Raw genomic sequence first — 14338 nt, forward strand, 5'->3', positions numbered from 1 at the left:
GCACGACGTGCTATCGTGAGCCGGAAGCAGGCTATATCCTGTAAAGAAAAAAACGATTAACCGGCATCGGGGTGGCCACGCATCCGATAAAGTCATCGCCGATACAAAATGAATAAAGGAAGATACGGTCCGGCGGCTGGCCACCGATCACTTCCTTCCTTGCCTCGCAAATACCGTCCAATACTTCAAAATGCGGAAGATGTTCGCCTATCCCTTCACCGGTTAATTTCAGGATGGCCTCCTTTCTGGTCCATAAGGTATAAAAACGTAGCAGCATATCGTTCGTACGGGATTTGATATAAGCAATTTCGTTCGTAGAAAAACATGCCGTTAGCATATCTTCGATATCCAATGGGCGTTGTAACCACTCGATGTCAATACCGATGGAATGAGGGGCCGTCCCAATCATGACCTTGTGCGCTGTATAGGACAAGTTAAATTCCATGGCGCTGCTAGCCTGAGCGGACAACAAGGGCTTGTTATGATGGCCCTTTTCAAAGTGGATGGTGTTGGCGGAAGTACCTGTTGAATTCGCCAACAGCAGTCGAAGCAGTGCATGGGCGACTTTGAAACGCGTAGCATGAGCGGGTTGATGGAACCGTTCGCTCCTTAGGATCTCTTCACGGCTTAGGATGTTGGCATACTGTCCCATTAACCGCGCGTTCGCCTCCGAAGGATCAACCACCCAAATAGCCGGTTGCCCGCTTTGGGTGCCGCGCTGGATAATGTTCCAGCCATCGGTCCATTTCGTCTCGTCCAACCAAGTGGAAATAACTGTTGTATTTGTCATTTATATAATATGCTAATCAGCGACTCCAACCTTATTCGAAACGATGTATGGCCATGGATTAGCAATCAAAAATAGCGATTAAATGCGGGAATTGGAAGATTGGGCGGATTCTTATGCCATGGATGCATAGCGGACTTTAGTTTTAGCCAGTTGTCGCGAACCCTTGTAGTGGAATCGCTACAATTGGATTGATTTGCAGGGTTTTTTAGGTTCTTTTTATGAAAAATGATGGAGATTTGCTGCTGAAAAATACGTTACTCATCCATCCAGCGAGGTATGAAGAAAAAAATACTGTTAATAGAAGACGAACCAACCATACAGCGGTTGCTGTGTTTTATCCTTTCCAAGGATTTTGATGTGAAGGTCGCCGCAAACGGATTCGAAGCGTTTCTTTGGCTTGAACAACATCAATTGCCCGACTTGATTATCATGGATTGGATGATGCCTTTTATGGATGGAAAGTCATTTTTGAAATGTATCAAGATAAGTGGCTTATATAGCGATATTCCGGTCATCGTACTGTCTGCCTCGGAGAATATCTTGGAAGAACTGGATCGCTTGCCCTACTCGGTCAATAAATGTCTTCGTAAACCATTTGATCCGCTTGTTTTAAAAGAAGTTATCGGAGGTATATTTAACACATCGTCCTATGGATTTGTTAACTAAGATAAAACAAGAAAATAAATTTCTAACGATTTCCGTAGCTTATCTGGGAACCAAATTCGTCGATGAATTGGATGAGGCGCTCCATGATGATATTGATGTTATCCGGTTCAGCAAATTGGCTGATGTCAAAAGGCACGTCGAAAACCAGTCCATTCTCAGCATCCCCGATATCCTTATCCTGGAAGTGGAAGACGAGTTGTCAAGCATTCATTCGTTTATCAAAGGAATAAAGGCTAACCCCCTTTCGCGTTCTGTCAGTATTATCCTTCTTGGATTCAAAAATAACAGGGCGTTGTTGACCGAGATGTTTGCGCCGTATGTGAGCGATATTTATTGCTATCCATTCAACGTGTCGAATATCGAAGAACGGCTGAAATTTCTTGTCAAGTTCAAGTTGATCGGGGATAAGCACGCTTCGGTCCGCACACGGGAGGGACAGGCACAACCGTATCAAATTCCATTGTCCAAACGGGCGTTTGATATCTTATTTTCAGGTACATTATTGTTGTTGTTAGCTCCATTGATGGCCGTCATTGCTTTACTGATTAAACTGGATTCGAAAGGACCAATTATCTATAAGAGTAAACGTGCCGGAACAGGGTACAAGGTTTTTAGTTTTTACAAGTTCCGATCCATGAAGGTAAATGCGGATAAAGAACTTGAAAAGCTTGCCGCCTTGAACCAATATGCCGCAAATGGAGGGACATCGGCATTTGTCAAGATTAAAGATGACCCGCGTGTAACGCGATTGGGATCGTTTTTACGCAACACCAGTTTAGACGAGCTGCCGCAACTTTTTAATGTGTTTAGGGGCGATATGTCATTAGTGGGAAACCGGCCGTTACCGCTCTATGAAGCGCAAGAATTAACGTCTGACGAATGGGCGATGCGGTTTTTAGGGCCTGCTGGAATCACCGGGCTATGGCAGGTGACGAAACGCGGGAAAAGTGAGATGTCAGATGAAGAGCGTCGGCGCTTGGATAATGACTACGCTACGCACTTCTCTTTCTGGATGGATTTGAAGATTTTACTGAAAACTGTTCCTGCTTTGTTGCAGAAAGAAAAAGTTTAGACTACGGGTTTGCTTCATTCTTCTTGCGGAACACGGAAAATCCATTGGTCGATACGATCCATTATGACATGGTCAACATCGGTGTCAAATTTCCGAGCATAGAATTTTTGCGAGGCTTTCAATGATGGCAAGTCTTCTGTTTTTAGAATTTTCGGACTAGATTTCCCTTCACTCCAGTCGATGTATCTTAAATTGTTGTTCACCAGTCGATCCTTATAGGGGGAGTTGAAAAGGATAGTTTGGAAAATAATCTCGTCTGCTCCCCAAGTGTAACGAAAAAAGCGCCTGACAACCGGATTGTCTTCAAGAAAGCGTTGGATATATTGGACATGTTCCCGGCACAAGATAAGCCATTGTGAGCGGCCTACGATTGTCATCCCCAAAGGGACTTTCCGCTGCGGCAGTATACCGTTTAACAAGCGTTCGAACTGATGTTTCCCTTTACAACGGACATCGACAAGGTGGTATTTGCTCAGTTTTTCCTTGGCTTCCGCCCACCAAGGGTCACCTTCCTGTACAAATTCCGCAAATGTTTTATTTCGATGTTGGTCAAGAAATTCAATCAATTGATCTGGCGTAGTCAGCGGGTAGTCAGACTCACTCATCAGGTTGACAAAATCATACGATTTGCAGTGCAGAATTTCCTGAAAAGCATTCAACGTAGCCTGTACCATGCTGTAGCCGCCCCAATTGATGGAGGCCCGCTTTTTTATAAAGTGAATGTCCTGCCGGTTGGGTAAGGCCGCTTTGAAAACGCGTATATCGGCCTTGCGGTCGATATGGATGAATACTTCAGCCTTGGGATGCAGCAACCGGGAGACCAAACTAGCTAATTGTTTCGGATTACGGTAGGCAAGTATAAGGTGGGCGACGGTGGGCATCGTTTATATCCGTTTATTGTAGCCTATTTACTACAAACCAAAAAATCAAGTTATCAATAAATCCAATCATCGTGCAATTTTAACGAGATTTGCTTGAAATAAAAAGACGGCGTTAACAAATAAATCAACCTCAGATTATCGAAGTTACATTTCAGATGGTGTCAAGCTTTACTAAACAATTGTTGGATTTAAAATCAAACCTGCAGATCGCCCGTACACTTAGGCTTATCTGGTCGCTTGAGGGAAGGGGGATGTTATTTGTCGTGGCGATGATAGTGGTTGAGACCGCTTTCTTGTTCAGCTCATTATATGCACTGAAAGGACTGATTGATATTATTGCCGAATCCGGCGGGCATCTCGGTACTCATGTAGAAGCCGTAATACGCCAAATCCTGATAGCCGGAGCGCTGACTCTTTTCTATAATATTGCCCGGGCTATATCATTTTACTCATCCGAAATTCAATCTGCCAAAGTAGCCGAACACCTCAATGACAGCATACACGCAAAAGCCGTGGAATTGGATTTGTCCTTTTATGAATCACCGGGTTATTTTGATAAGCTGCAGCGTGCGAAAGAAGCGGGAGATGGACGTCCTCATGCGGTGTTGATGGCGTTGGTTGATACCGCAAAAAATCTGCTAAGCTTGGGAGCGATCGCTTATCTATTTATTGCGATTGATTGGCTTTTACTCCCCATCATGGCCTGTTTTGTGCTTCCTACAATGATGGTTCGCATCGTTTATTCCGACAAGCTGAAAGCACTTCGGATTAGAAACACGGCGATAGAACGAGCGTCTAATTATTATAGCCAGCTGATCACCGCTGAATCGTCTGCCAAAGAAATCAGGAGTTACGGATTAGGCGCGTACTTGAAACAATGTTATTTTAATATCCGAATGCGGTTATTAACCGAACGGTACAAGTTAACCAAACAGCAAACCACGAGAGAGATCGCTACTACCGCGCTGGCCAGTATTGGTTTTTTTGCTTGCATGGCATATATGGTTAACAAGGCCATCCACGGGGCTGTTACGGTCGGAGATATTTCTATATTTTTAGTTATGTTTCCGCAGCTGTTTTCTGCATTGCAAGCAACAACCAACGGTATATCTACCGTCTACCAGAATAGTATATTCATGGATTCGATATTTGACCTGTTGGATCTGAAAAGCACATTTGATGATCCGAAAGCGGCACGGGCCGTCCCTCAAGACGATGAACCGCTGGTGTTGAAATTTGAACAGGTAAGCTTTCATTATCCTTTTGATAGCAGACTCGTATTGCGGAACATCAACCTCATGTTTCCCCAAGGGAAAATCGTTGCGATAGTTGGAGCGAACGGCGCCGGGAAGAGTACCATCATTAAATTGCTAAATAGGTTGTATGATCCGGTTTCCGGACGGATAACCCTGCAAGGAACCGATATCAGGAAGTTTTCAAGCAATGCCTACCGGAAGCAGATCGGTGTGGTGTTTCAGGACTTTTGCAGGTATCATGTGTCCGTGTCGGAGAATATTGCTTTCGGCAACATCGATTTGGCCAATCACGAGTCGGCCGCTATCAAACAAGCAGCAAGCCAAGCAGGTGCACATGGCTTCATCAGTGCGCTGCCAAAAGATTATCAAACGGTACTTGGTCGGGTATTCGAGGGTGGAAGCGAATTAAGTATCGGGCAGTGGCAAAAATTGGCCACGGCGCGCGCTTTGTATCATCCCGGGAGGTTTCTTGTGTTGGATGAGGCGACAAGCGCGCTGGATACACAGTCAGAAAATGGATTGTTTGCCTCGCTACGGAGTTTCTTGGGGACACGCGGTGCCATTGTCGTCAGCCATCGGTATTCGACGGTCAAGCAGGCAGATTACGCCTATGTGTTGCGGGAAGGGGAAGTGGTAGAAGAGGGAATCCCTGAAGAATTAATTGCAAAAAATGGTTATTTCACCGCTTTGTTCAATACCGATTTGATTTATGAAAGCAGCGATTGCTAATACCTTGCGCGGGCGTTTGGACACACGGCGAGCCAATGCCATTGGTATCGTAACAGCGATAGCCGATGAATGGGGCGGTTGTGAAGAACTGTGGTCAAAAAGTGTAACTCATCTTCAAGCGCGGGGCTATGAAGTGGTGGTCTATAAAGCGGTTGTGCATGAAGCACATCCGCGTATCGCAGCCCATAAAAGGGAGGGCGTCGAGTTTATTGAGTTATGCCCGAGACGATCCAGATTCGAGCAGTTATGGAGGAAAGTCTCGATTAAGCTGAATGGTTTGTTTAACCCTGCATTGCTTCCGCTGTTGGCTTCAGACCCATACTATGCCTTTTTCCGGGCACTTTCTCATGGCGTTAGGCCCCGGTTGATCTTGATTTCTCAAGGTATTAATTTTGACGGGATGGCGTACGCTTATGCTTGTAAGCTGTTAAAGATTCCATATGCTATTGTTTCACATAAAGCGGTTGATTTTTACTGGCCATCGCCGTTACAACGCGAGTTATTCCGGACATTGTATCGGCACGCCCGCGCTAATTACTTTGTTTCCCAGCATAACAAACGCTTGACAGAGGAGCAATTCGCTATACGTTTGGACAACGCTCAGGTGGTGTTTAATCCCGTAGAATCAACACATTATGTAGACTATCCAACCTTAGGTGATGAAGTTCGCCTATGTTGCGTGGGGAGGTTGTTCATCGGAGACAAGGGGCAGGACATGCTGCTGCGGATACTCAGCAAACCTAAATGGAAAAGCAGATCTGTCTCCGTGACCTTTATCGGAGCTGGCAAGGATGAAGAAGCATTACGCGATTTGGCGGCGTTCTTTGACGTAGTACAGGTCAGTTTCGAGGGGTATTGTGATGATATGGTGCAAGTATGGCGACGTCACCATGCGCTTGTGCTTCCGTCAAGGTGTGAAGGGTTGCCGCTTACTATTGTTGAGGCGATGTTTGCCGGAAGGCCCGTCATTACTACCCATGTAGGGGGAAATGCGGAGTTTTTGGAAGACGGAAAGACGGGCTTTATTGGCTATGCTCATGAAGAATCCTTCGAAGAAGCAATGGAACGCGCCTGGAATCGACGGCACGAGTGGGAAGAGATGGGAAGGGTGGCCGCAGCTGAAATTGCTGAAATAGTTCCTGAATCACCGGAAAAAGTATTTGTCAATATGTTAACTAATCAATTATGCAACTAACAACTAAACCTCTTGTCAGTGTTATCGTAGCTACCTATAATCGGGCTTATATTCTGCATAAGGCTCTTGAGAGTATCTTCGCCCAGACATACCCCAATATCCAGGTAATTGTAGTGGATGATGGCTCTACTGACAATACGGCCCAATTGGTAGGTCGGTTTGATGCGGCTGAGTATATCTATATTGAACATGCCGGGCAATCGGTTGCGCGGAATCTTGGGTTGGCGAGGGCGAAGGGCGAATTTATAGCCTCGCTTGATTCGGATGACGTATGGTGCCCTGACTTTTTGGAACAATGCATGGATCGGCTCGTCGGTGATCAACTTGACTTTGTCTTTGCCAATTGGCTTCAGGTGGGCAGGGATGGTACCTCGTTCGATTTTCTTGCAGGAGATCCATACGTGAAGCCGTTTATATTAAAAAATAGCGAGGGGAACTGGCGGTACCTAACCAATACAGATCTCCGATCGCTCTTTTTGGTATCCTGCCCATCACCGACCTCGTCGGCGGTCATTAGAAAGTCTTCCATTGTAGCAGGATGGGACAGGGGTATCCGGATAGGTGAAGACTGGAGCCTATATCTCGATATGATATTTACCAAACCGTGCAAGGCGGCATTCACGTTGGAAAAGTTGTGGCAAAAACATGTGCACCATGCGAACATATATGACGGTCGGAGAAGGAGCGAAGTGCTCGAAATTTTGGTGGACGATGAAGCCCGTATTATTGACAGGTATCAGCAATACCTGGCTGACGATGAGCTAATGCTCATGCGGAGGCGCTACGTGGCAACGCTCATGGAGCTATCAAAACATCGCCTCATCCGCGATCGAAATGTTCGGTCATCTTGGCAATTATTCTATAAATCCATCGGTATAAGTAGCTGGTTTACGCTTGATCAAATACCCAAGCTATTGCTCACCGCTATCCGAAATAGGAGATCGCGGATGGCAGCCGGCGGCGAATCATTCGTGGAAATCCAATCATGAAGCTACTGACTTACATCCGGGTGGCAGACTGGTGGTCGAACAAGCTGCCTACATTGCTCGCGGTAGCGTATGCAACCGTTTTACAGGCACCGGTTCCGCTGCATGATGCCGTGGGTTACGTCGGACTTCTATTATTTTCGATTATCATTGGGGCTATATACGTAAGCCTTATCAATGATATCACAGACATCGAAGTGGATTTGGCTAATGGCAAACGGAATAAAATGCAACATGTGCCGCCAGTTTTGCGTTGGCTGTTACTGCTGTTGTGTCTGGTTGTTGGCTTTTTTTTAACCATCCAGTTAGGTGTTGATCCGCTATCGTTGCTGTTTTATTCCATGTCGTGGATCGTGTTTAGTTTGTATTCACTACCGCCAATCCGCTTAAAAAACAGGGGATTGGCCGGTGCCTTAGCAGACGCTGCGGGAGCTCATTTGTTTCCTTCGCTTTATATGGTTTATGCGATCTGTCATTATGCCGGGGCTACACCGGATATTGGGTGGTCCGTCTGTGTGGGCGCGTGGGCGTTCTTCCACGGGCTCAGGGGTATTTTGTGGCATCAGTATCAGGATCGCGAAAATGACATCGCATCAAACCTGCATACGTTTGCCGTCCATGTGCCACCAACGGTTTTCCGTCCCATAGAGCGGATGATACTGGCGCTAGAATTGACGGCATTTGCTGCCATGCTCATTAGTATTGGGGAATTTGTTGTTTACATGGCTTTGATGGTATACGGAGCCTCGCTGCTCCTTGGATATTTTCTCCGTGGCATACGACCCACCATAGTGCTTACGCCACAAACCGGTGCATATCAGCTGGTTTTTCAGCTTTTTTACCAATCGTTCTGGCCAGTATCCTTGCTGTTGGTTGCGGCGTCCCAACATGCACAGGCGTGGTGGATTTTGGTTATTCACGTCTTTGTTTTTCCAACTACATTGGTCGACATCGGTAAAAATTTTGCTCGATGGTTCTTATCGCTGGGCATACTCAAAAGGCGGTCTGCCAGTGCTTAGTTTTTTTGTACATATACTTATATTTTCTTAATTATTATGATGTTAAAATTTGTTATGTTGGTGGTTGGGCTGGGAATTTTAGGGTGTAAACAAAACCATGATGAGCCATCTAAGTCCGGCGGTGAGCCTAATCCCGTTTCCATTGATCAGTCTATACCTGCAGATATTGGAAAGTATGCAGTGAAGGGCGGTTACCATATACCGTTTTACGAAGGAACGACCGAAGGTAATTATGGGTATTATCTGTTCATTCCGACGGCTTACCAAGAAACAGAAAAGTCCTATCCGTTGCTTGTGGTGCTGCATGGGTCGGGCGAAAGGGGGAGCAGCCGGAACAATCCCGAGACGCTCGATTTGGCCATCGTACATGGTCCGGGTAAGTTGATTAAAGAAGGTGCTTGGGCGCCTGAACAGGAATTTTTGGTCGTTTCGGCGCAAACCGATGCGCGCTCGTGGGCCCCCGGCACGCTCAAGGCTTTTATCGACTTTTTGTTAAGCACGCATAAAATAGACCGTGAACGCGTCTATCTGACAGGCCTTAGCATGGGCGCATATGGGATTTTCGATTACTTAGGGGAATACGGAAACGAAGCGAGGATTGCGGCGGCAGTTCCCATCTGCGGTCGTGGCTCGTTGCGTAGCAATTACGTGAACAATCTCTCCGGAGTCCCCATTTGGGTTTTCCATGGCGAAAACGATCCGGATGTTCCTGTTGTGCGGGCTTATGAAATTGTATCAGCTATCAATGCATTAAATCCGCGTGTGAAGGCAAAGATGACCTTGTATCCAAGCGTTGGACACGACTCCTGGAGTATGACATACGACGGCTCCGGAATGGGAAGGGAAAACCCGGCGTTTGACCGTTTCGATCAGGATATTTATAGCTGGCTGTACCAGTATACAAAGTCCCGATAGAATCCCAGCCTAGAGCTCAACAAAGATCGGCGTTTCGGAGACGGTAATCACTAACTTTCCGCCCTGTACAGCTTCTGTTCTGGTACTCAATTGACTGGATGCAGGTTGTAACTCATGGATTTTTACCTGACTGACTTTTTCGTCGGACAGGTCAAGTTCGAAGCGTTCCTGGCGGCCCTTTTCATCGGGCACGGTGAGTACGTAGATTTTATTGTCTCCTAAGGTGTATAAATCCACAAATGGATCGTTATTCAGTGTCTTGGTATATACAAAATCGCCCATCAGGTCCCTTATTTGGGTGACATAGTTCAATGCGGGTCGTTTGCGTCCTTCGGGTGTAGCAAACCCTGAAGAAGCATATTGCACGGGGCTTTGCGTGTCGACATCGTTCAACATATAGAAATGTATCCGGCTGACGCCGCTTCTGGCATACATCAATGCAGACCGGATACTCCAATCGGCTTGGGTCACCAAGGCCGATTTGTCTTGAATGGCCATTGCTCGTTGCGGACTGTTGCTGTTGACGTCATAACCCAACTCAGTGACCCATACCTGCATGCCGTTTAAATGTTCCTTAGCCATCTTTACAAAAGCTGAGGCGTATGCCGGCGAATCAGACACCTCCGGCGCTTCGCCCCTGATTCCAGGCGCAGACCAATCGCTCTGTTTGTTATTGGAGTAATGGTGATAGTTGATCACATCAAAGCACAGGTCCACCGAGCCGTCTTGGCGATACCCACGGTGCTTTTTGCACCATTCGACCATTTGCAAAACAAAATTGACATCCGGTTTGGCTATGCCGCCCATGACTACCTGCATGGTCGGATCCGCGTTTTTTACACCTACGTCCCGGCCTAATTTTCCTTTATGGCCGTCGTAAAATGCGGAAAGATTAGCAGCGTATTCTTCGGGGGTCTGTTGGGCTTTCGGGCCCTTCCACCACCGGTCTGGTTCATTGTTGCATTCGATGTAATCAACAAGACCTAAACCGATTTTCTTTTGGTTTGGGCGCCAGCTCGGTTTTGGAACCACGGACACCAAATCGGCGTCGATGTTCTTATTTTTTCCATAGCGCGCAGCAAATTGGAAGCCTATTTTTGCAAGCTGGATGTACGAGGCTGGATCGGTACGATCGGCGTTGTAAGCTGCGGGCACATTTTCTGCGTCATGCAAATCAGATGGATAGTTTTTGTCCAAAAACCAACCAGGAACCGTTTTCACGCACGCCAATACCGTAACGTCATTTTGTTGGCACCAAGCGTAGATGGCGTCATAATCCCAATTTCCGCTTAGCGTGGGACTGAATGCATATTCTCCCTCTTCGTTTTCTATGCGTCCCCAGTCCAGATAGTGCCTGAATCCTCCAAACGGTTTTATCAAGTTGGTTCGAACGGGGTCGATTTCGTTATTAACCAAAAACTCCCACTCAAATCCGTTAATACCAAGCACGTCCTTCATCCGTATGCCCTCCACAGGCGGTATGTCAATGGAGCCGGAACTGTCTTGCGGAATGGCTTTTTCGCCCTCGATTTGTTTGGTACACGCTCCCATTCCCAAAACGAAGCATAAGACACATAAAAGAATATTCATTTTAAGGAAAATTAGTTGTAATGGCTTTGATTTCACGTCTTTTTTTGCACTTATTTCGGTAAAAATAGTTGTTTAAATTAAACTTCTTCTAAAATAAATTAAAATTATAAAATCACATTCGTAGTACTGCTGCCGACACATAAGTTGGCGTCGACCGGATAGGTTGTTGGTTTGTAGGTGGATTTCTACAAATCAAGAAAATTAGCGGGAATATCCACCATTGCTAACGAAATAAGTTCCAACTTTGCTTTGATGAAATCAGTAACGTCATCTGCTTTAAATGGAAAAACAGAAAGAGACCTTAACAGTTAAGGTCAGAATAATTAATCATCTAACAAACGATCGCGTATGTTTTGCGTGCGTGCCATTAAACAATAAATAAAAAAATGAAGGAATTTAAATTAACCGTTTGTCTACTCATGGTCTGTTCGGTGATGGTCAGGGCGCAAGACGCAACGGTCATCGGCAACATGAACGAAAAGCAATTAGAGCGTTTCATCGAATTAGCAAAAGCGTATTATCCGCAGCTTAAAGTGATGGAACTTAATGAAGAGAAAGCCAAGAGCCTTTACCGTTCGCAACCGGTAGGATATCTCGACATGTTCAATGTATCTTATTTTTACCGGCCGAATGAAAGAGCTGCGCTCAGCCCCGATAACCCTTATGTATTCAACGGGTTCCAATACGGTATCAACATCAACCTGTCGTCTTTAATCCAACGACCCTTTTTGACAAAGCAGGCCAAAGCAGACTACAAAATCACCCAGCTGGAGCGGCAGGCCTATGAACGCACACTGGAGAACGAGGTGAAAAAACGCTATTATGAATATATCCTCGTGCTTGAAGATTATAAAGTAAAAACTCAAGCCGCAAGTGATAGCAAAATGCTGTTGCAGGATGCGCAGCTGAAGTTTGAACGAGGGGAAGTCGATATCGAAAGCTATTCCACCATTAAATCCGCTGTGTCGTCATCCCAAGCTGAAATACTACAAGCCGAGATGAATTTACTTGTGGCTAAGGATGCCTTGGAGGAAATCATTGGAGTAAAATTAACTGACATTGAGAAATAGTGCCTTATGATAGACATAGCCGCATTTTTACGATTCTTGAAACGACGTTTGTGGATAATCGGATTGGTGACCGTTTGTTGCCTGCTGACTACTTATTTTCTGGTCAAGAATCTTCCTGACCAATATCGGTCGGAGGCCCAAATCGCTACGGGGATCGCCGACAGGACGCAAGAGTTGCTCAGTGCTTCCGCCAATGATTATTATCGGGTGATGCAGCAGTTCAACGGCTTGATAGAGATGATGCAATCCAGAAATGTCATCAACAAGCTGTCCATCCACCTCATTTTACATGACTTAGAAAGTCCGGAAAGAGCATTCCGTCCTTTACCTGAAGAATTGGCCCAATTAACCGTGCAGCAACGGAATGAGGTGATCCAATGGTATAAGCAGCGGCTTGCGGGAGGAAAACCGATGTCGTTGCTGGATAACGGTGACTACCCGTTTTTCGACTACTTAGCTATGATTGGATATGACGAAGATCGCTTGCTTGAGAGCCTAAGCATTTCGCGCAGGGGGGAAACCGATATTGTTAATATAGAATTTATTTCGGAAAATTCCGCATTGTCGGTCTATGCTGTCAATACGCTCTCCCAAGCATTCATAGGCCATTATTACCTGACCGCAACGCGGAACGAAACCAGTACGATGGCGTTGCTGGATTCGATGTTGGTTGAGAAAAAGCGCATTATGGATGAAAAAAACGCCTTGCTTCGTAATTACAAATCAAGCAGCGGTGTGGTCAATATCGATGCGCAGGCTGAAGCATTGTATCAGCAAATTGCCGAATACGAAACCAAGCGATCGCAGGCGCTCAGTGATGTTCAGTCCATCAGCGGGGCGATACGGCGGATCAACGAAAAATTAGGAAATGCAAATGATGCAGATGTGAATTCAGCGGTAGCTGCCGAGAATAATGAGCTGTTGCGTATCGGTAGGGAAATTGAACTGGCCAGTAAACGCTACATCGACAATAATTTTAGCCTGCAAGATAAGCGTGCGGTGGATTCTCTGGAGCGCGAGCGCTCGACTATTGTGGCGAGAATTTCGAATAAGCAGCTGAACAATCCACAGGCAAACAGGCAAAACCTGATACAGGAGCGGACCACATTGGAAATCGAACTGGCCAGGGCCGAAAACAGTATTTCTGCCATCGAACGCGATTTGGCATCGCTGAAAAGCAGGTATTACACCATGGCCCCTGCCGAAGCAGGTGTACAGGACCTGGAACGCGAGGCACAGCTTTCCGTTCAAGAATACACGGAAGCGCTGAATCGCTATAACCAAGCCAATACCGAAAATGCAGGGCGATTGCGCTTAAGGATCATACAAGAAGGATTGCCGGGGTTGCCAGAGCCGTCGAAGAAAAGTTTGTATATAGCCGGTTCAGGTATCGCAAGTATGGCGATTTGCTTTACCGCTTTCCTGATATTTTTCCTGCTGGACAACAAAATCGTCGATTCAAGGCAGCTACAAGCAAGAACCGGGCATAAAGTATTGGGCGCATTGAGTTTGGTGAAAGGTAAAAGTAAGGACCTGCGAACAATCTGGGAAAGCGAGGAGAATGACTTTAATTATCAGGTATATAAAGATCTGGTAAGGGCGCTGCGTTTTGAAATCTCGAACAAAATGGCCGATAACCAATGGAAGGTGCTGGGTATTACCAGTTTATCCGGGTCGGAAGGCAAGACATTTGTGGCCTCCAGTTTGGCCTATGCGTTTGCGCTCACGGGCAAGAAGGTGCTGATGATTGGAGACGACTGCGATGACCTTGCTTCACTCATCGCTAATGAAGATAAGGTTGGGGCGAATCAGTTTGAAAAATTTCTGGTGAAAAAAGAAATCAAGGCGGAAGACCTAATTACCGTATTGAAGCGTAACCCGGACAACACATCCTTGCTGGAAATGAGAGACGCCAACAACTTGATAGCGGGATTCGAAATATTGCGCGATACATTTGACATTATACTGATTGACATCAATAGTTTGAAGGATGTCAACCGCGCAAAAGAATGGCTAATGTTTACCGATTGCAGCATTGCGGTGTTTAAATCGGGAGAATCCTTTAGTGGCAATGACAATGGATTTCTGGAAAGCCTTGTTGGTATGAAAGGGTTTATGGGGTGGGTGCTTAATCAGGTAAAAGTACGGGCCAATGTCTCAATAAGCTAG

At 46.0% G+C, this 14338-nt stretch carries 12 protein-coding genes; 9 read left to right on the forward strand and 3 right to left on the reverse strand.

The features are described from left to right. Positions 1–31 precede the first annotated feature (31 nt). Complete coding sequence (locus JHJ32_RS04295) at positions 32–790, reverse strand: 4'-phosphopantetheinyl transferase superfamily protein (protein ID WP_200120054.1); 759 nt, start codon at positions 788–790, stop codon at positions 32–34. 276 nt (positions 791–1066) lie between these two features. Here JHJ32_RS04295 and JHJ32_RS04300 point away from each other — a divergent pair, with 276 nt between their 5' ends. Both JHJ32_RS04300 and JHJ32_RS04305 read left to right on the forward strand, forming a co-directional pair. After that, entirely contained in the window at positions 1067–1456 is a 390-nt protein-coding gene (locus JHJ32_RS04300) for a response regulator (protein WP_079716624.1), read from the forward strand. Continuing rightward, entirely contained in the window at positions 1440–2528 is a 1089-nt protein-coding gene (locus JHJ32_RS04305; RefSeq protein WP_079716623.1) for a sugar transferase, read from the forward strand. Before JHJ32_RS04300 ends, JHJ32_RS04305 begins: the two co-directional genes overlap by 17 nt. Before the next feature lie 14 nt (positions 2529–2542). Here JHJ32_RS04305 and JHJ32_RS04310 read toward each other — a convergent pair whose 3' ends face one another. Continuing rightward, a complete protein-coding gene (locus JHJ32_RS04310) occupies positions 2543–3409 on the reverse strand; it encodes a beta-1,6-N-acetylglucosaminyltransferase (protein WP_200120056.1) in 867 nt (288 codons plus the stop codon). A 182-nt stretch (positions 3410–3591) separates the two neighbouring features. Here JHJ32_RS04310 and JHJ32_RS04315 point away from each other — a divergent pair, with 182 nt between their 5' ends. Genes JHJ32_RS04315 through JHJ32_RS04335 form a run of 5 tightly spaced genes read left to right on the forward strand, consistent with a single transcriptional unit; the run spans position 3592 to position 9509 of the window. Continuing rightward, positions 3592–5394, forward strand: coding sequence for an ABC transporter ATP-binding protein (locus tag JHJ32_RS04315; protein ID WP_176146151.1), 1803 nt, complete (start codon positions 3592–3594; stop codon positions 5392–5394). Continuing rightward, on the forward strand, positions 5375–6589 hold the full coding sequence (locus tag JHJ32_RS04320) for a glycosyltransferase family 4 protein (RefSeq protein WP_200120058.1): 1215 nt from the start codon (positions 5375–5377) through the stop codon (positions 6587–6589). Before JHJ32_RS04315 ends, JHJ32_RS04320 begins: the two co-directional genes overlap by 20 nt. After that, on the forward strand, positions 6580–7578 hold the full coding sequence (locus JHJ32_RS04325) for a glycosyltransferase family 2 protein (protein ID WP_200120060.1): 999 nt from the start codon (positions 6580–6582) through the stop codon (positions 7576–7578). Before JHJ32_RS04320 ends, JHJ32_RS04325 begins: the two co-directional genes overlap by 10 nt. Then, entirely contained in the window at positions 7575–8594 is a 1020-nt protein-coding gene (locus JHJ32_RS04330; RefSeq protein WP_200120062.1) for a UbiA family prenyltransferase, read from the forward strand. Before JHJ32_RS04325 ends, JHJ32_RS04330 begins: the two co-directional genes overlap by 4 nt. A gap of 36 nt (positions 8595–8630) precedes the next feature. Continuing rightward, complete coding sequence (locus JHJ32_RS04335; RefSeq protein WP_200120071.1) at positions 8631–9509, forward strand: dienelactone hydrolase family protein; 879 nt, start codon at positions 8631–8633, stop codon at positions 9507–9509. A gap of 9 nt (positions 9510–9518) precedes the next feature. Here the strand turns inward: JHJ32_RS04335 and JHJ32_RS04340 are convergent, their stop codons facing one another. Next, the gene (locus JHJ32_RS04340; protein ID WP_200120073.1) at positions 9519–11099 is read right to left on the reverse strand and encodes a hypothetical protein; all 1581 of its coding nucleotides are present in this window, start codon (positions 11097–11099) and stop codon (positions 9519–9521) included. 386 nt (positions 11100–11485) lie between these two features. Between JHJ32_RS04340 and JHJ32_RS04345 the strand changes: the two genes are divergently transcribed. After that, a complete protein-coding gene (locus JHJ32_RS04345; protein WP_079716615.1) occupies positions 11486–12169 on the forward strand; it encodes a TolC family protein in 684 nt (227 codons plus the stop codon). A 6-nt stretch (positions 12170–12175) separates the two neighbouring features. Then, positions 12176–14338 carry a Wzz/FepE/Etk N-terminal domain-containing protein gene (locus JHJ32_RS04350; protein WP_233632465.1) on the forward strand — a complete coding sequence of 721 codons (2163 nt, stop codon included), beginning with the start codon at positions 12176–12178 and terminating at the stop codon, positions 14336–14338.

It is taken from the genome of Parapedobacter sp. ISTM3, assembly GCF_016533505.1.
Lineage (GTDB): Bacteria > Bacteroidota > Bacteroidia > Sphingobacteriales > Sphingobacteriaceae > Parapedobacter > Parapedobacter luteus.